This window comes from Streptomyces sp. Go-475 (assembly GCF_003330845.1).
Lineage (GTDB): Bacteria > Actinomycetota > Actinomycetes > Streptomycetales > Streptomycetaceae > Streptomyces.
Genome location: NZ_CP026121.1, coordinates 3,734,747 through 3,759,094, shown reverse-complemented (window position 1 = coordinate 3,759,094; position 24,348 = coordinate 3,734,747). Strand labels below are relative to the sequence as shown.

The 24,348-nt window shown below is 73.0% G+C and carries 21 protein-coding genes; 15 read left to right on the top strand and 6 right to left on the bottom strand.

The window, feature by feature from the left end:
• Positions 1-39 precede the first annotated feature (39 nt).
• On the top strand, positions 40-2,013 hold the full coding sequence (locus C1703_RS17175) for a hypothetical protein (RefSeq protein WP_114253706.1): 1,974 nt from the start codon (positions 40-42) through the stop codon (positions 2,011-2,013).
• Positions 2,014-2,080: 67 nt separating this feature from the next.
• On the opposite strand, the gene C1703_RS17170 is transcribed toward C1703_RS17175, so the two are convergent.
• Positions 2,081-3,391, bottom strand: coding sequence for an ABC transporter substrate-binding protein (locus C1703_RS17170; protein ID WP_114253705.1), 1,311 nt, complete (start codon positions 3,389-3,391; stop codon positions 2,081-2,083).
• 117 nt (positions 3,392-3,508) lie between these two features.
• Between C1703_RS17170 and C1703_RS17165 the strand changes: the two genes are divergently transcribed.
• Both C1703_RS17165 and purU read left to right on the top strand, forming a co-directional pair.
• Entirely contained in the window at positions 3,509-4,009 is a 501-nt protein-coding gene (locus tag C1703_RS17165; protein ID WP_114253704.1) for a hypothetical protein, read from the top strand.
• Positions 4,010-4,055: 46 nt separating this feature from the next.
• A complete protein-coding gene (gene purU, locus C1703_RS17160) occupies positions 4,056-4,937 on the top strand; it encodes a formyltetrahydrofolate deformylase (protein ID WP_114253703.1) in 882 nt (293 codons plus the stop codon).
• Between the two features lie 79 nt (positions 4,938-5,016).
• On the opposite strand, the gene C1703_RS17155 is transcribed toward purU, so the two are convergent.
• On the bottom strand, positions 5,017-6,405 hold the full coding sequence (locus C1703_RS17155; RefSeq protein ID WP_114253702.1) for a zf-HC2 domain-containing protein: 1,389 nt from the start codon (positions 6,403-6,405) through the stop codon (positions 5,017-5,019).
• Entirely contained in the window at positions 6,402-6,983 is a 582-nt protein-coding gene (locus tag C1703_RS17150; RefSeq protein WP_114253701.1) for a sigma-70 family RNA polymerase sigma factor, read from the bottom strand. Before C1703_RS17150 ends, C1703_RS17155 begins: the two co-directional genes overlap by 4 nt.
• Positions 6,984-7,345: 362 nt before the next feature.
• Between C1703_RS17150 and C1703_RS17145 the strand changes: the two genes are divergently transcribed.
• Positions 7,346-7,726 carry an STAS domain-containing protein gene (locus C1703_RS17145; RefSeq protein WP_010035749.1) on the top strand — a complete coding sequence of 127 codons (381 nt, stop codon included), beginning with the start codon at positions 7,346-7,348 and terminating at the stop codon, positions 7,724-7,726.
• Positions 7,727-7,894: 168 nt separating this feature from the next.
• Positions 7,895-8,407 (top strand): EF-hand domain-containing protein, encoded by a 513-nt coding sequence (locus C1703_RS17140; protein ID WP_114253700.1) that lies wholly within the window; start codon positions 7,895-7,897, stop codon positions 8,405-8,407.
• A gap of 29 nt (positions 8,408-8,436) precedes the next feature.
• On the opposite strand, the gene C1703_RS17135 is transcribed toward C1703_RS17140, so the two are convergent.
• Complete coding sequence (locus C1703_RS17135) at positions 8,437-9,939, bottom strand: AMP-binding protein (RefSeq protein ID WP_114253699.1); 1,503 nt, start codon at positions 9,937-9,939, stop codon at positions 8,437-8,439.
• An 89-nt stretch (positions 9,940-10,028) separates the two neighbouring features.
• Here C1703_RS17135 and C1703_RS17130 point away from each other — a divergent pair, with 89 nt between their 5' ends.
• The 5 genes from C1703_RS17130 (at position 10,029) to C1703_RS17110 (ending at position 15,491) form a co-directional block, all read left to right on the top strand.
• On the top strand, positions 10,029-11,225 hold the full coding sequence (locus C1703_RS17130; RefSeq protein WP_114253698.1) for an amidohydrolase family protein: 1,197 nt from the start codon (positions 10,029-10,031) through the stop codon (positions 11,223-11,225).
• Positions 11,225-12,358: an acyl-CoA dehydrogenase family protein gene (locus C1703_RS17125; protein ID WP_114253697.1), complete on the top strand. Its 1,134-nt coding sequence runs from the start codon at positions 11,225-11,227 to the stop codon at positions 12,356-12,358. Before C1703_RS17130 ends, C1703_RS17125 begins: the two co-directional genes overlap by 1 nt.
• 4 nt (positions 12,359-12,362) lie before the next feature.
• Positions 12,363-13,268: an acyl-CoA dehydrogenase family protein gene (locus C1703_RS17120; protein ID WP_114253696.1), complete on the top strand. Its 906-nt coding sequence runs from the start codon at positions 12,363-12,365 to the stop codon at positions 13,266-13,268.
• 443 nt (positions 13,269-13,711) lie between these two features.
• A complete protein-coding gene (locus C1703_RS17115) occupies positions 13,712-14,200 on the top strand; it encodes an ATP-binding protein (RefSeq protein WP_114253695.1) in 489 nt (162 codons plus the stop codon).
• Positions 14,201-14,399: 199 nt separating this feature from the next.
• Complete coding sequence (locus C1703_RS17110) at positions 14,400-15,491, top strand: IS630 family transposase (protein WP_114253694.1); 1,092 nt, start codon at positions 14,400-14,402, stop codon at positions 15,489-15,491.
• A 426-nt stretch (positions 15,492-15,917) separates the two neighbouring features.
• Here C1703_RS17110 and C1703_RS17105 read toward each other — a convergent pair whose 3' ends face one another.
• A complete protein-coding gene (locus C1703_RS17105) occupies positions 15,918-16,844 on the bottom strand; it encodes a cyclase family protein (RefSeq protein WP_114253693.1) in 927 nt (308 codons plus the stop codon).
• A gap of 104 nt (positions 16,845-16,948) precedes the next feature.
• Here C1703_RS17105 and C1703_RS17100 point away from each other — a divergent pair, with 104 nt between their 5' ends.
• From C1703_RS17100 to C1703_RS17090, 3 genes are all read left to right on the top strand, one after another.
• Positions 16,949-17,863 (top strand): SDR family NAD(P)-dependent oxidoreductase, encoded by a 915-nt coding sequence (locus tag C1703_RS17100; RefSeq protein ID WP_114253692.1) that lies wholly within the window; start codon positions 16,949-16,951, stop codon positions 17,861-17,863.
• A 90-nt stretch (positions 17,864-17,953) separates the two neighbouring features.
• The gene (locus C1703_RS17095) at positions 17,954-19,096 is read left to right on the top strand and encodes an acyl-CoA dehydrogenase family protein (protein ID WP_114253691.1); all 1,143 of its coding nucleotides are present in this window, start codon (positions 17,954-17,956) and stop codon (positions 19,094-19,096) included.
• Positions 19,096-20,145, top strand: a complete 1,050-nt coding sequence (locus C1703_RS17090; RefSeq protein ID WP_114253690.1) for an alcohol dehydrogenase catalytic domain-containing protein — start codon at positions 19,096-19,098, stop codon at positions 20,143-20,145. The genes C1703_RS17095 and C1703_RS17090 overlap by 1 nt, the downstream gene beginning before the upstream one ends.
• Positions 20,146-20,150: 5 nt before the next feature.
• On the opposite strand, the gene C1703_RS17085 is transcribed toward C1703_RS17090, so the two are convergent.
• On the bottom strand, positions 20,151-21,188 hold the full coding sequence (locus C1703_RS17085; RefSeq protein WP_114253689.1) for a helix-turn-helix domain-containing protein: 1,038 nt from the start codon (positions 21,186-21,188) through the stop codon (positions 20,151-20,153).
• A gap of 71 nt (positions 21,189-21,259) precedes the next feature.
• On the opposite strand from C1703_RS17085, the gene C1703_RS17080 reads away from it, so the two are divergent.
• On the top strand, positions 21,260-22,564 hold the full coding sequence (locus C1703_RS17080; protein WP_114253688.1) for an MFS transporter: 1,305 nt from the start codon (positions 21,260-21,262) through the stop codon (positions 22,562-22,564).
• A 192-nt stretch (positions 22,565-22,756) separates the two neighbouring features.
• Positions 22,757-24,322 carry an alpha/beta hydrolase gene (locus C1703_RS17075; protein WP_114253687.1) on the top strand — a complete coding sequence of 522 codons (1,566 nt, stop codon included), beginning with the start codon at positions 22,757-22,759 and terminating at the stop codon, positions 24,320-24,322.
• Positions 24,323-24,348 lie beyond the last annotated feature (26 nt).

Below are 24,348 nucleotides of genomic sequence, written 5' to 3'. Positions count from 1 at the left end.
CCCGACGATTCACAAGGTCCCCCATTAGTAGGAGTCCCGGTGACGCAGAGTGGACGGGGCGAGGAGCCCTCGGCGCGCCCCGCGCGCGAAGGCATCGTGCTGCCCTCGGACGGCGGCGAACCGCTGCTGCCGGGTATGACGGGCGGACCCGGTGACGCTTCCGCCGGCCGCCGGCCCGGCCCGGTTCCGGCCTCCGCGCCCGCGGAGGGCCAGACCTGGGGCCAGCCGTGGGGCCCGGACCAGCAGACCCCGCCCCCGCCGCCGGGCCAGACCTGGCAGTCCCCGCAGTCCCAGCAGTGGACGACCCCGGAACCCCCGGCCTGGGACACCCGGCACACCCCCGGCGCACAGGGCCCGGGCGCGCTCCCCCCGGAGGGCACGCAGCCCCCGAACCCGTACGCCGGGCAGCAGTCCTCGCCGGACCACGGCCCCTACGGCACCCCTGGCGGGGCAGCCCCGCTGCCCCCGGAGGGACCCGCCGGGCACGGAGCCGGCCTCCCGCCGACCTCCGACCCCTACGGCACCGCCGCCACGGGCGGCCGCCTGCCGCAGCCCGACGCGTACGGTTCCCAGCCCGCACCGCAGGCCGGAGCGTACGGCACACCGGCGGGAGACGACTCGCTGCCGCAGGCGGGGCCCGGTTCCGCTCCGGGCGGCGGTCCGCTGCCGCAGGCCGACGCGTACGGCTCTCCGGCCGGGGACGGCTCGCTGCCGTCGGCCGCTGCCGGATACGGGGCTCACGCAGGCGGCGACCTGCCGCCGGGCGGCCAGGCGTACCCGACCGCCGCCTATGGGCAGGCCGGTGCCGGTAACCCGTTGCCGCCTGCGGTCGATCCGGGTGGCAACGCCGCCGGGGGCGCCCCGTTGCCGCCGGTCTCCGGCGCTCACGGCGCCGCGGCGGCCGGCGCGCAGGGGTCCGCGGCCTCCCCCGAAGGCGCCACCCAGTACCTGCCGCCCGTCCCGGCGGACGGGGCCGCCGCGGCCACGCAGTACCTGCCGCCCGTCGCCCCGGCCGGCGACGAGGGGGCGACGCAGTACATACCCCCGGTCCGCCCGGGTGCGCTGCCGCCCGAGACGCCCGCCGGGGAGGACCCCGAGACGACGCGGTTCCTGGGGACCGGCCCCCGGGCCGCCGCGGGCGCCGGGCCGTTGCCGCCGGCCTCGAACCCGGACGCCGAGGCGACGCAGTACATCGCGCCGGTGCCCGGCGGGGACAAGCAGCCGCCCGCCGAGTTCGACAACCTCTTCCGCCACGGGAACGGCGCCGGGAGCCCGGCCGGGGCCACGCAGCAGCTCCCCCGCATCGAGCAGCCGCAGCCCTCGTTCGGCGCTCCCCAGCCGTCCCACACCGCGCCCGCCGGAGGCCGGTCCCGCGGCGGCCGTTCCGGCTCGCGCGTGCCGGTCATCGCGGCCGTCGGCATCGGCATCGCCGTCCTCGGCGTCGGCGCCGGCGCGCTGCTCGCCGGCGGGGGCGACGGCGGCGACGGCGGCGACAACAACAAGACCGTGGCCGCCTCGGCGCCCGCCACGGACGGTTCCGCCTCGCCGTCCGCCGACCCGGCCCGCGCCCAGGCGGTCGAGCTGGACAAGCTCCTCGCCGACAGCGGCAACAGCCGCAGCACGGTGATCAGGGCGGTGGCCGACGTCAAGGGCTGCGACAACCTCGCCCAGGCGGCCAAGGACCTGCGCGACGCGGCCCAGCAGCGCACCCAGCTGGTCACCCGGCTCGGCGGGATCAAGGTCGACCAGCTGCCCGACCACGCCGCGCTGACCACCGCCCTCACCAAGGCGTGGCAGGCCTCGGCCTCGGCCGACAACCACTACGCGGCCTGGGCCGACCAGACCGCCGGCAAGAAGGGCTGCAAGAAGGGCCAGGCCCGCGTCACCGGCCAGACCCAGGCCGGCAACCGGGCCAGCGGCATCGCGAGCGCGGAGAAGACGAAGGCGGCCCGGCTGTGGAACGGGATCGCCAGGACGTACGGCCTGACCGAGCGCCAGCCGACGCAGCTGTGACGGACCGGGTGCCGGCGTGAACCGCTGAGCGGGGCGCCCAGTAGGTCGAACCGCTGAGCGGGGGCGCTCAGTAGTTCACGTCGGCGTCCTGGAGGGTCTTCGTGGTGTCGACGAAGCCCTTCCGCGCCGACACCAGCCGCCCCTCCCGCACCACCTGAAGGGTCACGTCGGCGTTGACCAGGCGCGGGAAGCCGACCGAGGCGAGCTTGTCCTGGAACTTCCAGCGTAGCGTCGGCGTGAGCCCGCCCGTGCCGATCCGGAGGCCGTTGTCGAGGGCCTCCGTCACCGTGTCGGCGGTCACCTCGCCGTCGCCGAGCGACTCGACGACCTTCCGGAAGACGGTGTAGGCGATCCACGTGGTCTGCACCCCGGCGTCCGCGGGGTCGATCCGGTTGTCGCCGAAGGCCTGCTCGCGGATCACCTGCTTCATCCCGTCCCAGCGCGGGTCGCTCGCCACCGGGTACCAGCCGGTGATGTAGGAGCCCTCGTACGGCCCCGACGCCCCGCCGGTCGCGTCGATCACCGTCTGGTCGACGCTGCCGAGCACGGTGGCCGTCCGCACGTCGGGGTAGTCCTCGCGGGCGCGCCGGAAGGAGTCCATGAAGGTGCCGGTGCGGTCCCCGAGCGCGGGCACCACGCATCCCTCGTCCGCCGGGTCGCCGGTCGTCGCCCGCAGCGCCCGCGCCGCCTGCCCGTCGTACTCGGTGGCGTCCTCCGCCGCCCGCTGGTCGTTCGCGGCCCGGTGCCCGCCCGCCTTCAGCCCGGAGTCGAGCAGCGGGGGCAGCTGGTCGCCCGCGATGGTGTCGGGGCGGATCAGCGTCACGGGCCCGCAGTCGGCGAGCGCGCTGCCGAGACCGGCGAGCAGCGCGGGCTGGCCGCCGTTGACCGGGTAGGACAGGGGGCTGGTGAACTCGGCGTTGGTGATGCCGTAGCCGCCTATGTAGGGGATGCCCGCGCCCTCCAGGGAGGGGAAGAAGGAGTCGGCGTACTGGCTGTAGGATCCTACGACCGCGACGACGTTCTCCTTGGCGGCCCGCCGGGCGCACTTCGCCGCGGCCACGCTGTCGTTGTGATCGTTGCAGGTCAGCACGTTGAGCTCGCGGCCGTTGATCCCGCCCCTGGCGTTGATCCAGCGGGCGTAGGCGCGGGCGAAGGCGGGCATGCCGGGCTTGTTGGTGGCCTTGGTGTTCTCGGGCGCCCAGGTCATGACGGTGATCGGGTCGTCCCCGGCACCCCCCGTGGTACCGGGGACGACCCCGCAGCCGGCGAGGAGTGACGCGCACACGACCGCCGTGCCCGCGGAGAGGACGCCCTTTTTGGCGTGACGGGTGAGGAGGCCGGGGAGGTATGTGCTGCTGGTGCGTCGCCTGCCGGTCATGGTTCCGCACGATTCCGTCACACGGCTAACCGGCGAGTGACCTCTGGTCAACAATTGGTGACGCGCGGGTGAATTGCGGGGGTCGGTGAGGATCATGTGGAGGGGAACGTACGATCGATGACCGTGCAAGCTTCGGAGAACTCTTCCCGTCGTGGCCGTCGCTCATCCACCATGGGCGGCATGCCTGTCAACGACATGCCGTGGTGGCGCTGGCGCAGCAACGTGCGCTCGGCGCTGCACATGCTCTCCGATCCCGTCTTCCAGCGGGACGTCTGGCTGGCCGGCGTGGACGGCTACGGCGACGTGACCGACGCGGTGTACCGGCTCGTCGAGGACACCTGGCTGGACCACTGGTCCGCCGAGAAGTACGTCGGCACGATCTTCCGCGACTCGCAGGAGGCGGCCCTCGTCGACACCGCCGTGCTGCGGGTGCTGCGGATCATGCACCAGGTGGGGCCGGACGCGCCGGTCGCCGCGTACCTGGAGCACGAGGCGTGGCCGGACGCGGTCCGCGCCGCCCGGGACGCGCATGTGCGGCTCGCCGCGAGTGACGGCGAGGAGCCCGACGCGCCGCCGCGCAGCCTCGAAGTCCTGCGGATCATGACGAGGTCCGCCTAGCGGGACGATTGCCGGTGCCGTCCGCCCTTGTGGGAACCTGTCCTGCATGAACGAGCAGTCCACCAGCACCGCGGTCCCGGCCGACCAGTACGTCCTCACCCTTTCCTGCCCGGACAGGAAGGGCATCGTGCACGCCGTGTCGAGCTATCTGTTCATGACCGGCTGCAACATCGAGGACAGCCAGCAGTTCGGCGACCACGACACGGGACTGTTCTTCATGCGGGTCCACTTCTCGGCGGACGCGCCGGTGACCGTGGAGAAGCTGCGGGCCAGCTTCGCGGCGATCGGTGACTCCTTCCAGATGGACTGGCAGATCAACCGCGGCGACCAGAAGATGCGCATCCTGCTGATGGTCAGCAAGTTCGGGCACTGCCTGAACGACCTGCTGTTCCGGGCGCGGACCGGTGCGCTGCCGGTGGAGATCGCGGGCGTGGTGTCCAACCACACGGACTTTGCCGAGCTGGTGGGCTCGTACAACATCCCCTTCCACCACATTCCGGTGACGAAGGACACGAAGGCCGAGGCGGAGGCGCGGCTGCTCGACATCGTGCGTGAGGAGGGCGTGGAGCTGGTCGTGCTCGCCCGGTACATGCAGGTGCTGTCGGACGACCTCTGCAAGGCGCTGGCCGGGCGGATCATCAACATCCACCACTCGTTCCTGCCGAGCTTCAAGGGGGCGAAGCCGTATCACCAGGCCCACGCCCGGGGTGTGAAGCTGATCGGTGCGACCGCCCACTACGTGACGGCCGACCTCGACGAGGGGCCGATCATCGAGCAGGAGGTCGAGCGGGTGGGGCATGACGTGACGCCCGAGGGGCTGGTCGCGATCGGGCGTGACGTGGAGTGCCAGGCGCTGGCGCGGGCCGTGAAGTGGCATGCCGAGCGGAGGATTCTGCTCAACGGGCGGCGGACCGTGGTGTTCGCCTAGGAGCTCGGTTCGTCCGGTTTCGTGGGCGGGGGCGGGTTGGTGGGGATTGTTCGCGCAGTTCCCCGCGCGCCTGAAGACCTCACATCCTGCTCAGTGATGCCGCTGCGTGGAGGACGTCCCTGATCGCCTCCCTGTCTCCCACCTGGCCCGCTGCCGCCTCCTGCGGGGGTACGTGGCCGGCTGCCAGGCGGCAGAACTCGACGCCGTCCAGGGCGACGTGGGCCACCTCGTGGTCGGCGGAGCCCTTGGCCGCGGGGGAGTCCAGGGGGATCAGCCACTCGCCGCCGCCCGAGCCCTCGATCTCCAGGCGGAGGCTGCGGCCCGGTTCGCCCGCCGCCACGAGGTGGCGGTGGTGCGCGGGGGCCGCGAGGCCGGTCCGCCGGCGGTGGGCCAGGGCCGTCGGCAGCATGCGGGCCGCCAGGTCGATCATGCGGTGCAGATGGCGCGGCGAGGGCGGGTCGTAGGGGTAGTCGACCGCGTCCGCGATGTCCTCGGCGTGCACCCAGCACTCGAAGGCCCTGTCGAGCATCGCGTCGTGCAGGGGCAGTGCGAAGTCGCCGTACGACACCGGCATGCGGCCGACGCCGCTGCCCGTGAAGGAGACCGTGCGGACCAGGTTGTGGCTCTGTTCCCGCCAGGGCGCCCGCACCGCGCGGGTCGGCGGGAAGTGGGAGGCACGCCAGTACGCCTCGGTCCGGGACGCCGGCGTCGGGCGCCGGGACGTGACGTCGCCCAGCGGGTCGTCCAGGCCGAGCGCGACCGCCACCAGCCCGTCGACGCTGAGCAGGTGCGCGATCACCCCGGCGACGGTGGTGCGGCGGCTCGTCGGCTCGTCGCCCCGGAACCAGCGCAGCCGTACCGGCGCGTGCCACTCGGCGTCGCCGAAGTCCTGCAGCAGGGCGTCCAGGCGCGCCGTCTCGGCGTCGTAGGCGGCCGCCCAGTCCGGCACCGGGATGCGCGGCGGGCGCCGCTCCAGGCAGGTCTCCAGCACGCGGGTGCGCAGGCCCGGGTCCAGGTCGAGGCTCTCGGGGCCTTGCAGCAGCCCGACCGCCTCGCGCAGCCGCCGCGCCTCGTCGGCACACGCGCCGCACGCGCCGAGGTGCTCCTCGACGGCCGCGGCCTCCTCGGCCGAGCAGGCGGCCAGCGCCCAGGCGCCGAGCAGGGCCTTCAGCACGCGGTGCTCGAACACGGGCGGTACGGGCGGCGGGGTCGCGTCGCCGAGGTCCGCCGGCGCGGGCAGCGGCAGTCCGCTGTCCTCGACGGAGGCCCGGGGCATCGGTATCCGCGGCGGCTGGTCCGGCCCCCGCCCGTCGCCCCGCCGGGGCCCGTCCGGTCCCTGCGGTCCGCCCGGCGCACCGGAAGCGCCGGTGTCCTGGACGCCGCTCCCGCCCCGGGCGTTGTCGTTCTCCGCGTGGTCGCCCTCGCCCTCATGGCCGTCGTACGCCTCGAACCGGTCCGGCCCGTTCACACCGCACCTCCGAATCCGGGCGGTGCGCCCGGTGCCTCGGTGTCGTGGGCGGTGGACAGCAGTTGCAGGCCGAGGCGCAGGCGGCGGCGGGCCTCGTCCTCGGTGATGCCGAGGTCGGCGGCGGTCTGCCGGTAGTCGCGGCGCTGGAAGTAGGCCCGTTCCAGGGCCGAGCGCAGCGGGACGGGCATGGACTGGACGATGTAGTCGGCGCGGGCGGCGACCGCGGCGTGGCGCACCTTGTGCTCCAGTTCCTCGGCGGTGCCGGAGCCGTCGCGGGCGAGGGCGGCGGTCTCGGTGGCGCGCAGTCGCTGCACCGCCAGCCGGTGGGTCAGCGCGGCGACCCAGGTGCGCAGCGGGCCCTGCTTGGGGTCGTAGGAGTCGGGGTGCTCCCAGACGTGGACGAAGACCTCGCGGGTGATGCCGTCGGCGGCGAGTTCGTCGCCGAGGACGCGGTGGGCGAGGCCGTGCACGAGGGAGGCGAACCGGTCGTACAGCTCGCCGAGGGCGGCCGCCTCCCCGCGGGCGAGCCGCTGCTGCATCTTGCGGTCCCAGCGCGGCGGTACGTCCTTTTTCGCCATGCGGCCCCCTCACCCCCTGCTCGTGTCCCGCGCCCGCGACCTGTCCAGCCTGTGCTCGCCGTCTCCCCGAATGTAGTCGGCACGTCCGGTGGCGCACGCCCCTTTGTGGCAATGTGCGCCCCCCGACGGGCCGCAGGTGGTAGGGGGTCGCGGGCGCCCGTGCCGGGTTCCTCCGGGGCCGCGCCTACCCATCCGCCCTCCGATCAGACCTGACTGAAGAGGATCGAACAGGATCGAAGTCGACTAAAACAAGCCTCTTCCGCGGGGGATCCGTTTTTCGGGTTGTGTTTCAGGGAACGGCCGCTGGGCAGCCGCGCTGCAAGGAAGCGTAGGCATTGCTTCCGTTTTGGCGAGCGAGGGGCGTGGTGGTGACCTTCAAAGTGACCGGCGGCGAGCAGGGCGAATGGGCCGTGCTCCAGGTGTCGGGCGAGCTGGATCTGGTGACGTCGCCGGTGCTGCGTCAGCGGGTCCACGACGTGGTGGCCGAGGGGCACCACTGTCTCGTCCTGGACCTGTCCGAGGTGTTCTTCTGCGACTCCAGCGGCGTCGGCGTGCTCATCGCCGCCCGCCGGCTGATCCGCTCCTGCCAGGGCCGGCTGCGCCTGGTCCTGCCCGCCCGGGGCGCGGCCGACGGGTCCCACGTCAACCGGGTCCTCGGCGCGCTGGGCGTGCGCCGCCTGTTCGACGTGTACGGCGATCTGGACGCGGCGCTGGGCGACGAGGGCGAACCCCTGTCCGCGTGACCGCACCACCACGCACGGCAGTCGGAGTGTTGCCGTTCCGACACGCTGTTGTCCCGGAATTCCCCCGGTCTTGGCACAAGTGACGTTTTCGCGCGCCCGAACGGCTCCCTCCGTCGTACGCTCCGACCGAGACGCACCCCACCCGACGTAAGGCGGCCCGAAAGAGACATGGTCAGCAGCGAGTACGAGCGCAGGATCGCCGCCCGGTTCGCCACCTTCGACCAGGACGGCAACGGCTACATCGACCGCGAGGACTTCTACGGGGCGGCCAAGGCGCTGCTCGCGGAGTTCGCCGTGGCGGCCCGCTCCGACAAGGGACAGGCGCTGTACGGCGGCGCCGAGGCGTTCTGGCAGGGCATGGCGGGGATAGCGGACCGCGACGGCGACCAGCGCATCACGCGCGAGGAGTTCGTCAACGGCGCGGCCAAGCGGCTGCGCGACAACCCCGACCGGTTCGCCGAGATCGCCCGCCCCTTCCTGCACGCGGCCCTGGACGTCGCCGACACCGACGGTGACAGCGCGGCGACGGTCGAGGAGGCCGCCCGCGTGCTGAAGTGCCTCGGCGTTCCCGAGGACGTCGCCGGCCCGGCCGCCGCCGCGCTCGACGCGGACGGGGACGGCAAGGTCGGCGAGGCCGAGGTCATCCCCGCCTTCGCCCGCTACTTCACCGTGCCCGAGTAGGGGCCCGAGGACGTCACTGCCCGAGTAGGTCACGTGCCTGAGTAACGCTCGCGCAGCTTGTACTTCAGCACCTTCCGCAGGGTCTCGCCCCGCGGAAGGGCGGCCACCAGCTCCAGCCGTTCCGGGAGCTTGTGCACGGACAGGCCCTCGGCGCGCAGGAACGCGGTCACGGCGTCGAGGGTCAGGGCCTCGGCCCCCGGCGGCTGTTCCACCACCGCGCACACCAGCTCCCCGCGCGCCGCGTCCGGCAGTCCGATCACGGCCACGTCCCCGACCGCCGGGTGCCGGTGCAGCAGGTCCTCGATCTCCTGGGCGGAGATGTTCTCGCCCTTGCGGATGATCACGTCCTTCAGCCGGCCGGTGAGGACCAGGTGCCCGGTCTCCGTGAGATGTCCCAGGTCGCCGGTGCGCAGGAACCCCTCCTCGTCGAAGGCGGCCGCCGTCTGTGCCGGGTCCAGATACCCCCGGCACACGGCCTCCCCGCGCAGCCGCACCTCCCCGTCCACGATCCGTATCTCCATCCCCTCCGGCGGCCGCCCCTCCGTCGTCGCCAGCAGCTCGGCGCTGTCGTCCGGCGCCCCCATGGTGATCATCGGCACCTCGGTCATGCCGTACCCGTGGGTGAGCTGGACCCCCATCTCGCGCACCACCGCGTGGTAAAGCTCCGGCGGCTTGGGCGCCCCACCGCCCGCCAGCAGCCGCAGGGACGGCACCACGGGCTCCCCGGGCCGCTTGCGCTGCTCCGCCAGGAACATCGAGTAGAACGCCGTCGACCCGCCCGCGATCGTCACCCCGTGCGCCCGGTACGCCGCCAGCGCCTCCGGCAGCGCGAACTGCTCGAACAGCACCGCCGGGAAGCCGTACAGCAGCAGCATCACCGTGTAGTCGGGCCCGCCGATGTGCGCGTACGGGAAGGCGATCGACCCCACGTCCGCCGCCGAGGGGCGCAGGGCGTGCGCGAGGCAGGAGCCGCCCGCGAGCAGCGAACGGTCCGTGTGCAGCACGCCCTTGGGGTCGGAGGTCGTGCCGGACGTCCAGTGGATCCAGCGGACGGCGGTGCCGTCGGCGGGCGGGGCGGGCAGCACGGACGGGTCGCCGTCGGGCAGGACGTCGTAGGCCTCGAAGACGCCCTTCGCGCCGATCCGCCGGGCCATCTCCGCGTGGTCGAAGCCGCGCCAGACGCCCGGCACCGCGAAGAACTCCGCCTTGGACTCGCGCAGCGCGAAGCCCACCTCGCGGTCCCGGTAGAACGGGATCACCGGGGTCTGCACGGCGCCGAGGCGGGCCAGGGCGAAGGACAGCACGGCCGTCTCGATGCGGGTGGGCAGCTGCCAGGCGACCACCGTGCCGGGGCGTACGCCCATGCCGTACAGCCCGGCCGCGACCCGCTCGGCGCGTGCGGCCAGCTCGCCGAAGGTGAGGCCGCGGTCGTCCTGGAGGAAGAGCGGGCGGTCGGGGGTGAGGGCGGCGCGGCGGCTGACCAGCTCCCACAGGGTGCGGGACGAACTCAGGGCGTACGGGGTCTCGTTCACGGCTGCCCCCTCCTGCTTGGCTGACGGGTCGTCAGATGGGATGCTAACTGACGCTGTATCAGATAAGTACCGTCCGGCGGAGGGGACCCATGGCGACCGAACTGCCCCGCATCATCAGCGTCGACGACCACGTGATCGAGCCCGCCCACCTCTTCGACACCTGGCTGCCGGCCAAGTACCGCGACCGCGGGCCCAAGCCGCTGACCGCCGGGATCGGTGACCTCGCCTACGTCGGCGGCACGTACCGCGTCACCATGGACCCGGACGGCCCGCCCACCGACTGGTGGATCTACGAGGACCTGAAGTTCCCGTACAAGCGCAACATCGCCGCCGTGGGCTTCGACCGGGACGAGATGACCCTGGAGGGCATCACCCGCGAGGAGATGCGGCGCGGCTGCTGGGACCCCAGGGCGCGACTGGCGGACATGGACCTCAACCACGTCGAGGCCAGCCTCTGCTTCCCCTCCTTCCCCCGCTTCTGCGGCCAGACCTTCGCCGAGGCGCACGACAAGGAGGTCGCCCTGGCCTGCGTGCGCGCCTACAACGACTGGATGGTCGAGGAGTGGTGCGGCGACAGCGGCGGGCGGCTCATCCCGCTCTGCCTGATCCCGCTGTGGGACGTCGGCCTCGCGGTCGCGGAGATCCGCCGCAACGCCGCGCGCGGGGTGAAGGCGGTGACCTTCTCCGAGATCCCCACCCACCTCGGGCTGCCGTCCATCCACTCCGGCTACTGGGACCCGTTCTTCGCGGTCTGCCAGGAGACCGGCACGGTCGTCAACATGCACATCGGGTCCTCGTCCCAGATGCCGGCCGCCTCCCCGGACGCCCCGCCCGCCGTGCAGGCCTCGCTCAGCTTCAACAACGCGATGGCCTCGATGATGGACTTCCTCTTCAGCGGGGTGCTCGTGCGCTTCCCGCGCCTCAAACTCGCCTACTCCGAAGGCCAGATGGGCTGGGTCCCCTACGCCCTGGAACGCGCCGACGACGTCTGGGCGGAGCACCGCGCATGGGGCGGCGTCCGCGACACGGTCCCCGAGCCGCCGTCGACGTACTACTACCGGCAGATCTACTGCTGCTTCTTCCGCGACAAGCACGGGGTCGCCTCGATCGACGTCGTCGGCCGCGACAACGCCACCTTCGAGACCGACTACCCGCACGTCGACTCGACCTTCCCGCACACCAAGGAGGTCGCCCTCGACCACGTCAAGGGTCTCGACGACGGGACCGTCTACAAGCTGATGCGGGGTAACGCCATCCGGATGCTGGACCTGGACCTCGACCGCTGATGGACCTGACGTACACGCCCGAGGAGGAGGAGTTCCGGGCCCGGCTGCGCGCCTGGCTCGCCCGGGTGCTGCCCGGTCTCCCGCCCAGGCCGTCGCCCGACGACTGGCCGGGGCGGCGGGCGTACGACCTCGGCTGGCAGCGCCGGCTCCACGACGCCGGGTACGCCGACGTCCACTGGGACGCCTCCCCGACGATCCGGCTGATCTTCCTGGAGGAGACCGAGAGGGCCGGAGCGCCCTACGTGGGCGCCAACTTCGTGGGCCTGCTGCACGCCGGGCCGACCATCGCCGCCGAAGGCACGCCCGAGCAGCGGGAGCGCTGGCTGCCGCCGATCCTGCGCGGCGAGCAGGTCTGGTGCCAGGGCTTCAGCGAACCGGAGGCCGGCTCCGACCTCGCGGCCCTGCGCACGCGCGCGCGGCGCGACGGTGACGCCTACGTGGTGACCGGCTCCAAGATCTGGACCTCCCACGCGGAAGTCGCCGACTGGTGCGAGCTGTTGGTCCGCACCGACCCGCGCGCCCCCAAGCACCGGGGCATCACCTGGCTGGCCCTGCCCATGGACGCGCCCGGCGTCACCGTACGGCCGCTGCGCACGCTCGCCGGGTCGGCCGAGTTCGCCGAGGTCTTCCTCGACGAGGTGCGCGTGCCGGTGGCGAACCGGGTCGGGGACGAGAACGACGGCTGGCGCGTGACCCTGGTGACGCTGTCCTTCGAACGCGGCACGGCCTTCGCCGGGGAGGTCGTCGCCTGCCGCCGCGTCCTGGGCGAACTGGCCGTCGAGGCCCGCAAGAACGGCCGCTGGGACGACCCGGCGCTCCGCCGCAGGCTGGGCAGGCTCCACGCCGAGTTCCGGGCGCTGTGGCGGCTGACGCAGTGGAACGTCAGTGCGGCGGAGGCCTCGGGCGGAGTGCCCGGCACCGGCGGCTCGGTCTTCAAGCTCCGCTACTCGCACGCCCGCCAGGAGCTGTACGACGCCGCCGCGGACGTGCTGGGCGCCGACTGCCTCGACCTGGACCGGCCCTGGACGCTCGACCGGCTCTCGTCCCTCTCGTACACCATCGCGGCCGGCACCTCGCAGATCCAGCACACCATCGTCGCCGAGCGCATCCTCGGCCTGCCGAAGGGACGGTGAGACCGTGCGCTTCCGACTCACGGAGGACCAGTGGGCCTTGCGGGCCGGGATGCGGCACCTTCTGGAACGCCGCTTCGACCGGGAGGCGTTGTGGGGGGCCGTGGAGGCGGGGGGTTCGGGGCGTGCGGGTGGGGGGCCTCGGCTCGATCGGGGCCTGTGGCGGGCCCTGGGGGAGGCCGGGTTCTTCGCGCTGCGGCTGCCGGAGGCGGACGGTGGGGTCGGACTCGGGCTGCCGGAGGCCGCGTTGGTGTTCGAGGAGGCGGGGCGGGCGCTGCTGCCCGGGCCGCTGCTCGCCACGCACCTCGCGGCCGGTGCCGTGCCCGGCGCGGCGACCGGGGAGACGGTGGTCGCGGCCGTCGACGGCACACTCGTGGAGTGGCTGGCGGAGGCGGACGTCGTACGCGGGGACGCCACCGGCGCCGTGCCGCTGCGCTCGCTCGACCCGCTGACGCCCCTGCACCGCGTGCCCGCGCGGCAGCCGGGCCCCCGGGGCCCCGTAGCGGCCCTCCTCACCGCGGCCGAGCAGCTCGGCACGGCGGCCCGGGTCTGCGAACTGGCGGCGCAACACGCCCGGGCGCGCGAACAGTTCGGCCGGCCCATCGGGGCCTTCCAGGCGGTGGCACACCTGTGCGCGGGGATGCTGGTGCGGACGGAGACGGCCCGCGCCGCGGTGTACGCGGCGGCCGTCACCGCCGACCCGGTCGACATCGCCGCCGCCCGGCTGCTCGCCGACGAGGCCGCCGTGCGCGGCGCCCGCGACTGCCTCCAGGTCCACGGCGGCATGGGCTTCACCTGGGAGTCCGAGGTCCATCTCCAGCTGAAACGGGCATGGGTTCGAACCCACCGTACGGGTGGAGTCACGGAGAGTGAGGAGATTCTCGCGGCCGCTCTGGCGGCGGGAGGGGCCTGACGGGCCCCCTGGCTGCGGCATCGCCGAATATGCCCGCGGAGATGTCGCGGATCGTGGCATGCCGGGGTCACGGAGCGTTGATACCGGCTTGTGTCCTCTGCGTGACTCGTCACGGCCCGGAGTCGACTGCCCGCTCCGGTACCTTGTGTGAGATGCGAGTGGCTCCGATCGCAGTGCGACCCAGTGGCGCCGCCTGTTCGACTGCCCGCGACGGGCGTCGCACAGTATGCCGCACGGGTACTCCTTCGCGCTGGAATATGCCCGAAGCGCTTGTTGGGGTGACTGTACGTCAACCATGCTGTCCCATAAGGGATTCACATTCCGTGATCCTTGTCCCGGCCGTTGTTCTGGCCATGCAGAAAATGGCTACGATCGTGGCCCTCGTGAGGCGCGAGCCTAAGTGTCCGCCGGTTCGGATGGTGTGAGCGGTGCAGGTGCTTCAAGTGCAGCTGGAGATCCGGCCCGACCCCGCAGAGGTGGGGCGTGCCCGGCGGTGGGCCCGCTCGCGCCTGACCGGGTCGGGCATACAGGCCGATGAGCCGCTCGCCGAGACGCTGGTGCTGCTCGTGTCCGAGCTCGTCACCAACGCCGTGGTGCACACCGGCCGTCCCGCCGTGCTGCGGCTGTCCCTGCCGCCCGCGGCGACGGACGAGGCCACGGTCCGCCTGGAGGTCGCCGACCGCAGCGGCCGGGCCCCCGTGCCCCGGTGCGCCGGCGACGACGCGACCGGCGGCCGGGGTCTCGCCCTCGTCGACGGTCTCGCCGACCGCTGGGGCTGGAGCGTCGAGAGCACCGGCAAGCGCATCTGGTGCGAGCTCGACCGGTGCGCGAGGTCCCGCGAGGTCACGGCGTCGTGCGGAGGCGGCGCGGTGACGTACGGCGACGCCGCCGGCCCCGCCTTCGAGGGCCTGGCGGCCTACGAGGCGGTCTAGGGCCCTTCTGCTGGATCTCCGCGGCGTCGCGACGCCCGGCACGCCCGCTCGCCGCACGGGGCGGAGGGCCAGGTGGCTCCGCCACATGACCCTCCGCCCCGCACGCCGATCGCACGCACCGAACGGCCGCTCCTTCTCCCACGGAGATCCATCAGAAGGGCCCTAGTGACCTGAGTCAGAGATTCGTCGTTAGTCGGGTATGAGTCGTCCGGGTCCGAAGATTCCGCCGTTGTCGGTCACTGATGCCCAACGGGCGGTGCTGGAGGGCTGGTTACGTCGCCGTACGACGGCTCAGGCTCTGGCCCAGCGGTCGCGGATCGTGCTGGAGTGCGCCGAGGGCCACTCGATCATGGAGGTGTCCCGCCGGCTGCGGATCACTCCGGACACGGTCCGCACCTGGCGGCGCCGGTTTCTCGAACGCGGCCTGGACGGCTTGTGCGACGATCCGCGGCCCGGTGTCCCCCGGAAGATCACCGACGCCGACGTCGAGCGGGTCATCGTCAAGACGCTCGAGGAGACACCGAGGAACGCCACCCACTGGTCGACCAGGTCGATGGCTGCGGCCACGGGAATGTCGCAGTCGACGGTCTCGCGGATCTGGCGGGCGTTCGCCCTGGCCCCGCACCGGTCACAGACGTTCAAGCTGTCCACCGACCCGCTGTTCATCGACAAGGTCCGCGACGTCGTCGGCCTCTATCTCGATCCGCCGGAGAAGGCCCTCGTGCTCTGCGTGGACGAGAAGTCCCAGATCCAGGCCCTGGACCGTTCCCAGCCAGTTCTGCCGATGGTGCCCGGTGTTCCCGAACGCCGCAGCCACGACTACGTCCGGGCCGGCACCACAACCCTCTTCGCCGCCCTCGAGGTGGCCAGCGGCAAGGTCATCGGCTCCCTTCACCGCCGTCACCGGGCGGCGGAGTTCAAGAAGTTCCTCACGAAGCTGGACAAGGAAGTCCCGGCCGACCTGCAGGTTCATCTGATCCTGGACAACTACGCGACCCACAAGACGCCCGACATCAAGCGGTGGCTGCTCGCCCACCCACGCTTCCACCTGCACTTCACGCCGACGAGCGCGTCCTGGCTGAACCTGGTCGAGAGGTGGTTCGCCGAGCTGACCCAGAAGAAGCTCAAGCGCGGCGTCCACCGCTCCGTCCAAGCCCTCGAACGCGACATCCGGGCCTGGCTCGCCGACTGGAACGAACACCCCAGACCCTTCATCTGGACGAAGACAGCCGACGAGATCCTCGACAAAGTCGCCGCCTACTGCCGACGAATCTCTGACTCAGATCACTAGCCCCGCCCGCGCTCGGCGGGCGCGGCCGGAGCGGGCGCGGTGTACGGCGGCACATGCCGCGCGGTCATGCGGCGGGGCGGGGGCACGGAGGCGCGGCCGATCGGCCGGTTTCCTCGGGGTATGCGGCGGTGCGCCGGGACGTGCTTCCGTGCGCGCCCATGGCAAATGCCGCATAAGTAATAAATCACCGAACGGGTGTTGACGCGTCGTGACCGGTTGCTCACGCTTGTGGGCAGCGATTCGCCGTGAGGGGACGGCGAGGGCTTCGACGACGGTGGCCCTCGGCGAGTGTGAGTCGTGATTCGGCGTCGGCTCCCTTTCAGGGCCAAGGGAGCCGGGGCGGGAGCGCCGGAGTCGGGTGGCGGCGCGCGCTGCCGTGCTCGGGGCGAGCAGCGCGGCGCCGCCATCCAGCTTCAGGGGGATGGCCTACAGGACGGCGACCGGGGCCACAGGCGCCCCGGTCGCCCCTGTGAAGGGCTCGGGGGTGGCCGCCAGGAGGAAGGCGTAGCGGCCGGCTTCTCCACAGGCTGTGGACAACTCTTCGAGGTTCCAGTTCTGGCCCTGCGGCATCCCCATCTCCACGAGGTCGAGCGCGTGCACCGGCAGCCACAGGTCCTCCACCTCGGGCGGGAACACCTCGAAGGTGAGGGTGTCGTTGGCGACGGCCGCCACATCGCGCGCGTGGAACCACTCCGGCGTCCGGATCGACAGCCCCGGCGACGGATACGCGTAGGCGTGCCGGTCCCCGGCCAGGCAGACCTGGACCTGCCCCGTCCGTACGAGCACGAGGTCACCGGCCCGTACCCGTGTCCGGGCCAGTTCCTCGGCGGCGTCCAGGTCCTCCGGCGTGACGGCGTGACCCCCGTCGAGCCGGTCCGTGCCCCGGGCCCGGGCGACGTCGAGCAGCACCCCGCGCGAGACGACGTGCCGGACCTTGTCCATGCCGCTGAATCCGGCGCCGCCGTGCGCGGTGATGCTGTCCGCCGGGCGGCCGTTGTAGAGCCGGCCCGAGTGGGAGACGTGGGGCAGGGCGTCCCAGTGGGTGGCCGCCTGGAGCCCCATGGTCACGGCGTCGTCGCTGCACGCGACCGTGCCCGGGCCGAACAGCTCCTGGTTGATCTGCACCATGACGTGCAGCGGGTTGACGCGGCCGGGGATCATCCCCGTCTGCACGCCGTCCTGCCGCAGCGGCAGCGCGAGCGGGATCCGGTGCCCGGTGCGCACGCAGGCGGCGGCCTCCCGCACCACCTCGTCGGTGATCAGGTTCAGCGTGCCGAGTTCGTCGTCGGCTCCCCAGCGGCCCCAGTTGTTCACGCGCTCCGCGATGTCGTGGAACGCGTCCGGCAGTGACATGAGTCCTCCCCGGGGCTTGTCTTCCCGTATCTGACGGGTCGTAGAATTCGGGAACCGAGAATCTAACGGTCCGTCAGAAACCGTGGGACGGGAAGGGGACGGGCGTGGGGAACTTCTTGGCGGGCAAGGTCGTCGCCGTCACCGGCGCCGGGCGGGGCATCGGCCGGGCCGTCGCGCTCGCGGCGGCGGCCGAGGGCGCGCGGGTCGTGGTCAACGACTACGGGGTCGCGGTCGACGGCGCATCGCCGACCAGCGAGGTCGCCGAGGCCGTGGTGAAGGAGATCGAGGCGGCGGGCGGGGCGGCCGTGGCGGTCGCCGACGACATCTCCACCATGGCGGGCGGGCAGCGGGTGGTCGACGTGGCGCTGTCCTCGTACGGGCGGCTGGACGGTGTCGTCTGCGTGGCCGGGATCCTGCGCGAACGGATGCTGTTCAACATGACCGAGGAGGAGTGGGACGCGGTCCTCGCCACGCACCTCAAGGGGACATTCACGGTGTTCCGGGCGGCCTCGGCGGTGCTGCGGAAGCAGCGCGCGGGCACGCTGATCGGGTTCACCAGCGGCAACCACCAGGGGTCGGTGTCGCAGGCGAACTACAGCGCCGCGAAGGGCGGGATCATCTCCCTGGTGCGCAGCGCCGCGCTGGGGCTGCACAAGTACGGGGTGACCGCGAACGCGGTGGCGCCGGTCGCCCGGACCCGGATGTCGGCGGGGGTGCCGATGGAACTGGCGGAGATCGGGGAGCCGGAGGACGTCGCCCCGCTGGTGGTGTACCTGCTGTCCGACGCGGCCGCCCGTGCCGGGGTGACGGGGCAGGTGTACACGGTCGCCGGGCCGAAGATCGCGGTGTGGGCGCAGCCGCGGGAGGTGCGCGCCGCGTATGCCTCCGGCGGCTGGACCGTGGAGGGGATCGCGGAGTTTCTGCCCGGGTCGGTGGGGGTGGATCCGATGCCGATGCTAAAGCGGGTGGGGGAGATGGAGAGGGCGGCGCGGGGAGGGGAGCGGCCCAACGCCCAGTAGCTCGGGGGCGCGGGTTGTGTGGCGGGTGCGGGGTTCGGGTGTGGCTTGTCGCGCAGTTCCCCGCGCCCCTGGGTCGGGAGGAGAACCGTGATGGATTTCGGGTTCGGTCCGGACGATGAGGCGTTTCGCGGGGAAGCCCGGGACTGGCTCTCCTCGCATGTCGACGGCGTTGTCGATCGGCGTACTTGGGAACGCGCCCTCGGGGCGGACGGGTGGATCGGGCTCGGGTGGCAGGCGTCCGGGTTCGGGAACCGCACCGCCACCCTCACCCAGCAGGTCGTCTGGGCGGAGGAGTACGCGCGGTCGGGGGCGCCCCCGCGCTCCGGGCACATCGGGGAGAACCTCCTCGCCCCCACGCTCATCGCCCACGGCACCGAGGAGCAGAAGGCCCGTTTCCTGCCCCCGATCGCCGCCGGGGACGAACTCTGGTGCCAGGGGTACAGCGAACCCGGCGCCGGGTCGGACCTCGCCGGGATCCGGACGGCGGCGGTGCGTGCGGGGCGCTCGTACCGCGTCACCGGGCAGAAGATCTGGACCTCGCTCGCGCACGAGGCGGACTGGTGTTTCGTGCTGGCCAGGACCGAACCGGGCTCGGTGCGGCACCACGGGCTGAGCTTCCTGCTCGTCCCCATGGACCAGCCGGGGCGGATCGAGGTCCGGCCCATCCGGCAGCTGACCGGCACCAGCGACTTCAACGAGGTCTCCTTCGACGGCGCGCACGCCGAGCACGTCGTCGGCGGGGAGGGCGACGGCTGGCGCGTGGCCATGAGCCTGCTCGGCTTCGAACGGGGCGTGTCCACGCTGGCCCAGCAGATCGGGTTCGCCGAGGAACTGGCCGGTGTGGTCCGGGCGGCCGTGGAGTCGGGAGCGGCGCGGGAACCCGTCGTGCGTGAGCGGCTCGTACGGCAGTGGGCCGAGCTGCGCACCATGCGCTGGAACGCCCTGCGCACGCTGGGGGGTTCGGCCGGGCCGGGAGCGCCGAGCGTGGCCAAGCTGCTGTGGGCCGGCTGGCACCAGCGGCTCGGTGAGCTGGCGGTGCTGGTGCGGGGCGCGGCGGCGGGGGCCGGGCCCGCCGACTGGTCGGCGGCGGCGCCGTACGAACTGGACGCGGCGCAGCACCTGTTCCTGTTCTCCCGGGCCGACACCCTCTACGGCGGCTCGGACCAGATCCAGCGCACGATCATCGCCGAGCGGGTGCTCGGTCTGCCCAGGGAGCCCAAGGGAGCCGTGTGATGCGAGGCGTGGTCTTCGACGGGAAACAGGTCAGGGTCGTCACGGACCTGGAGGTGCGCGAGCCGGGGCCCGGGGAGGTACGGGTCGCGATCGCGGCGGCCGGGCTGTGCCACAGCGATCTGTCGGTGGTGGACGGGACCATACCCTTCCCGGTTCCTGTGGTGCTGGGCCATGAGGGGGCCGGGGTCGTGGAGGCGGTGGGTGTGGGCGTCACCCATGTGGTGCCCGGGGATCATGTAGCGCTTTCCACACTCGCGCACTGCGGGACATGTGCCGACTGCGACCGGGGCCGGCCGACCATGTGCCGGCACTCCATAGGCCGCCCGGGCCGGCCGTTCCGCCGGGGCGGCCTGCCGGTCCACCAGTTCGCGTCCCATTCGGCGTTCGCGGAGCGGACCGTCGTCAAGGCCGTACAGGCGGTCCGTATCCCTGAGGACATTCCGCTGACGTCGGCCGCGCTCATCGGGTGCGGGGTGCTGACGGGCGTGGGTGCCGTGCTGAACCGGGCGCGGGTGGAGCGCGGCGACAGCGTCCTGGTGATCGGGGCGGGCGGGATCGGGCTGAACGTGCTGCAGGGGGCGCGGCTCGCGGGCGCGTCGCGGATCGTGGCCGTGGACGCCAACCCGGCGAAGGAGGAGGCGGCCCGCCGGTTCGGCGCGACCGACTTCCGCACCTCGACGAAGGGGGTGCGGGACGTCCTGCCCACGGGCGCGGACCACGCCTTCGAGTGCGTCGGCCGGGTGGAGCTGATCCGGCAGGCGATCGACGCGCTGGACCGGCACGGCCAGGCGGTCCTGCTGGGCGTGCCCCCGGCCGCGGCCGAGGCGTCCTTCCGGGTCTCCTCCCTCTACCTGGACAAGTCCGTCCTCGGCTGCCGCTACGGCTCCTCCCGGCCGCAGCGGGACATCGCCCTCTACGCCGACCTGTACCGCCAGGGCCGCCTCCTGCTCGACGAACTCGTCACCAGGACCTATCCGGTCGAGGACTTCGCGCGGGCGGCGGCCGACGCCGAGGCGGGGCGGGTGGCCCGTGGGGTGCTCACGTTCTGACGGCGTCAGGTTCTGAGGGTGGCGGCCGGGGGGTTCTCCGCGCGGAAGGTCCGCCGGTAGGCGGTGGGGGTGACGCCGAGGGCCGCCTGGAGGTGCTGGCGCATCGACTGGGCCGTGCCGAAGCCCGCGTCGCGGGCCACCTGGTCCATCGAGCGGTCGGTGGACTCCAGCAGGTGCCGGGCCCGCTCCACGCGCTGCTGGGTGAGCCACTGGCCGGGGCTGACGCCGGTCTCCTCGCGGAAGCGGCGCGTGAAGGTGCGCACCGACATGGACTCCTGGGCGGCCATGTCGCGCAGCTGGATCGGCTCGTGGAGACGGCCCAACGCCCAGGCGCGGGCGGTGGTGGTGGACGCCTGCTGCGGATCGGGCACCGGCCGCGCGATGTACTGGGCCTGACCGCCGTCGCGGTGGGGCGGTACGACCGTGCGGCGGGCCACGTCGTTGGCGACGGCCGCGCCGTGGTCGCGGCGCACCATGTGCAGGCACAGGTCGATGCCGGCCGCGACACCGGCCGAGGTGAGGATGTCGCCGTCGTCGATGAACAGCACGTCCGGGTCGACCTCGACCTGCGGGAAGAGCCGCTGGAGGCGTTCGGCCTCCGCCCAGTGGGTGGTCACCGGGCGGCCGTCGAGGAGACCGGCGGCGGCCAGGACGTAGACGCCGGTGCAGATGGAGGCCAGCCGGGTGCCGGGCCTGAGGTGGGTGAGCGCCGCGGCCAGTTCACCGGTCAGCACGCCCTCGTCGTAGACCGGGCCGAGCTGGTACGACGCCGGGACGATCACCGTGTCGGCGGTGGCCAGGGCTTCCGGGCCGTGGGGGACGTGGACGGCGAAGTCGGCGTCCGTGACGACCGGGCCCGGCGGCCGGACCGAGCACGTCACGACCTCGTACAGGGGCCGCCCCCGGTCGTCCTCGGGACGGCCGAAGATGCGGTGCGGGATGCCGAGTTCGAAGGGGAGCAGGCCGTCCAGGGCCAGGACGACGACGCGGTGCGGGCGGGCGCCGGGGGCCGTGTCCGGAGCGGGGTGGGTGGCCGAGGTCATGGCCCGATCCTAGCGAACACTGTCCCTCGGGCCACTCGATGCGATGCCGCGCAGGCCGGAAGCTCTATGTCGTGACCCAGACAACCGATGCGGCGGCCGTCGAGCAGCCGCCGAAGCCCCGCCGCCGTCGTCGCGTGCACCGCGCCTGGTTCGTCGCCGCCGTCACCTTCGTGACGATCATCGGCGCCGCCGCCTTCCGTTCCGTGCCGGGTCTGCTCATCGACCCGCTGCACGACGAGTTCGACTGGTCGCGCGGCACGATCGGCGCCGCCGTCTCCGTCAATCTCGCGCTGTACGGTCTGACGGCCCCGTTCGCGGCGGCCCTGATGGACCGCTTCGGCATCCGCCGGGTCGTCGCGGTCGCCCTGACCGTGATCGCGCTCGGCTCCCTGCTCACCGTGTGGATGACGGCGGCCTGGCAGCTGATCCTGTGCTGGGGGCTGCTGGTCGGCCTCGGCTCCGGCTCGATGGCGCTGGCGTTCGCGGCGACCGTCACCAACCGCTGGTTCACCGAGCGGCGCGGCCTGGTCAGCGGCATCCTCACCGCCGCCTCGGCCTCCGGCCAGCTGATCTTCCTGCCGCTGCTGTCCTGGATCATCGACCGGTACGAGTGGCGCCTGGCGGCCGTGACGGTGGCGCTCGCCGCGCTCGCGGTCGTGCCGTTCGTGTGGCTGCTGCTGCACGACCACCCGGCCGACGTGGGGCAGACGCCGTACGGGGCGGCCGAGTTCGTACCGAAGCCGGCACCGGTCCCCGGCGCCGCGCGGCGCGCGCTCAAGGTGTTGTTCTCGGCCGCGCGCACCGGCCCGTTCTGGCTGCTCGCCGGCACCTTCGCGATCTGCGGTGCCTCCACCAACGGGCTGATCCAGACCCACTTCATCCCCGCGGCCCACGACCACCACATGCCCGTCACGGCCGCCGCCTCCCTGCTCGCGGTCATCGGCGTCTTCGACGTCGTCGGCACGATCGCCTCCGGATGGTTCACGGACCGCTTCGAGCCGCGCCGTCTGCTGGCCGTCTACTACGCGCTGCGGGGCGTCTCCCTGATGTTCCTGCCGATCCTGCTGGCGCCCAGCGTCCACCCGCCGATGATCTTCTTCATCGTCTTCTACGGCCTCGACTGGGTCGCCACCGTCCCGCCCACCCTCGCCCTGTGCCGCGAGCAGTACGGCGAGGACAGCGCGATCGTCTTCGGCTGGGTCCTCGCCTCCCACCAGGTGGGCGCGGCCCTCGTCGCCTTCCTCGGCGGCGTCGCGCGGGACGTCTTCGGCTCGTACGACGTGGTGTGGTACGCGTCGGGGGCGCTGTGCGCCGCGGCGGCGTTGATGGCGCTGGTGATCCGGCGGCGGACCGGGAGCGTGGCGGCCGCGGTCTGAAGCGGGCCCAGCGCTCGCTCCGCCGACGCCTCGGGGGTCCCGCGCCCCGAGCGCCCCTGAGCGGTCCCCGACCCGACCCGGAAAAGCCCCTGACCAGGGCACCACACGGGCGACAGTGCGCCTAACGTGACGACGGTGCCCCCGGCCGGGTCCGTACGCCTGACACAACCGCTCTCTGCAGGAGGAGGATCCATGCCGTTAGGGGGTAGATCCGCGCTGCGGCGCATCGCCGCGCGCGGCACGGCCATGGCTGTGGGAACCGTCATGGTCATGGGGACTGGCACGGCCGTGGGTGCTGCCTCGGCTGTGGGGACCACTACGGCCGTGGGGACCACCACTGCCGCCGTCACCGGCCTCGCCGCCGCTCCCGCCGCTCCCGCCGCTCACGCGGCGCCGTCCGCCACCGGGGCCCTGCGGTGGGCACCGTGTGCCGGGTCGGCAGAGCCGGGAGCCGAGTGCGCCACTCTTTCGGTGCCGGTCGACTGGGCCCGCCCGGCCGGGCCGAGACTCGGCCTGGCCGTGGCCCGCCGCAAGGCCACCGACCCCGGCGCGCGCGTCGGCGCGATGGTGTTCGGCCCCGGCGGGCCGGGCGACTCGGGGGTGGAGAGGGTGACGCGCTGGATCAGCCGCTTCAGCCCCGAAGTCCGCCGCAGCTTCGACGTCGTCAGCTTCGACCCGCGCGGCGTGGGCGGCAGCAACCCGGTGACCTGCTCCCGCGACCTGCTTGCCGAGCGGCCGTCACCGCAGTTGAACAGCCAGGCGGACTTCGACGCCACCATGGCGTACAACAGGCGGCTCCGAGCGGACTGCCGGGCCCGTACCGGCCCGGTGTTCGACCACCTGGACACCGGCCAGACGGTCCGGGACCTGGATGCCCTCCGGGCCGCCCTGGGCGAGCGGCAACTGACCTTCCACGGCAGCTCGTACGGCACACTGCTCGGCGCGCAGTACGCCGAGACGTACCCGCGCCGCGTGCGCGCGATGGTGCTGGAGAGCGTCATGGACCACAGCGTCCCGACCAGCCGTGACTTCCTGCGGTCCGCGGCGGCCACGGCAGGGGACTCGTTCCGGGAGTTCGTGAAGTGGTGCGACCGCGCCGCGGACTGCGCGCTGCACGGCCGGGACGTCCGCACCGTCTGGCAGGGCCTGTTGGCCCGGGCCGGGCGCGGCGGGCTGGCGGACCCGGCGAAGCCGGGCACCCCGCTGTCGTCTTCGGACCTGGTCAACAAGATCGCGTTCCGGAAGCTCTACGGCGCCGACCACGCGGGCCTGGCCACGGCGATCGCGGGGATGGACGCGAGCGAGCCGCTGCCCGCGTCGCCCACCTCCCCGGCGCCGCTGCCCCCGGCCACCCCGGTCTTCTGCTCGGACTGGCACCTGCCCGTGCGCGACCACCAGGAGTACGCCTCGCTCGTCGCCATGATGAACAGGGCCGCGCCCGACCTGCCTCACCTGCTGCCGATCCACATGGTGGCGGCGTGCCTGGGCGCGCCGACCGCCAACCCGCAGCACCGCCTGGACGCACCGGGCGCCCCGCCGATCCTGCTGTCCAACGCGCTGCACGACCCCGCCACCGGCTACCCGTGGGCGGTCTCGGTGGCCCGCCAGCTCGGCCGCAGCGGTGTGCTCCTCACCTACGAGGGCCATGGACACGGCAGCGTCACCAGCGGCCCGTGCATGGAGCACGCCGTGGACAGCTACCTCACCGACCTGCGGGTCCCACCACGGGGCACCAGATGCCCTGCGGTGCCGTCCTGAGCCGAAGGAGCCGATGACGGAGCGGT

Bases quoted from the DNA above. Each gene is read 5' to 3' on its own strand.
- purU (WP_114253703.1), top strand. From the start codon at position 4,056: ATGAACGAGCAGTCCACCAGCACCGCGGTCCCGGCCGACCAGTACGTC.
- C1703_RS17170 (WP_114253705.1), bottom strand. From the start codon at position 3,391: ATGACCGGCAGGCGACGCACCAGCAGCACATACCTCCCCGGCCTCCTC.
- C1703_RS17165 (WP_114253704.1), top strand. From the start codon at position 3,509: ATGACCGTGCAAGCTTCGGAGAACTCTTCCCGTCGTGGCCGTCGCTCA.
- C1703_RS17110 (WP_114253694.1), top strand. From the start codon at position 14,400: ATGAGTCGTCCGGGTCCGAAGATTCCGCCGTTGTCGGTCACTGATGCC.
- C1703_RS17090 (WP_114253690.1), top strand. From the start codon at position 19,096: ATGCGAGGCGTGGTCTTCGACGGGAAACAGGTCAGGGTCGTCACGGAC.
- C1703_RS17140 (WP_114253700.1), top strand. From the start codon at position 7,895: ATGGTCAGCAGCGAGTACGAGCGCAGGATCGCCGCCCGGTTCGCCACC.
- C1703_RS17105 (WP_114253693.1), bottom strand. From the start codon at position 16,844: ATGTCACTGCCGGACGCGTTCCACGACATCGCGGAGCGCGTGAACAAC.
- C1703_RS17075 (WP_114253687.1), top strand. From the start codon at position 22,757: ATGCCGTTAGGGGGTAGATCCGCGCTGCGGCGCATCGCCGCGCGCGGC.
- C1703_RS17085 (WP_114253689.1), bottom strand. From the start codon at position 21,188: ATGACCTCGGCCACCCACCCCGCTCCGGACACGGCCCCCGGCGCCCGC.
- C1703_RS17095 (WP_114253691.1), top strand. From the start codon at position 17,954: ATGGATTTCGGGTTCGGTCCGGACGATGAGGCGTTTCGCGGGGAAGCC.
- C1703_RS17125 (WP_114253697.1), top strand. From the start codon at position 11,225: ATGGACCTGACGTACACGCCCGAGGAGGAGGAGTTCCGGGCCCGGCTG.
- C1703_RS17130 (WP_114253698.1), top strand. From the start codon at position 10,029: ATGGCGACCGAACTGCCCCGCATCATCAGCGTCGACGACCACGTGATC.
- C1703_RS17150 (WP_114253701.1), bottom strand. From the start codon at position 6,983: ATGGCGAAAAAGGACGTACCGCCGCGCTGGGACCGCAAGATGCAGCAG.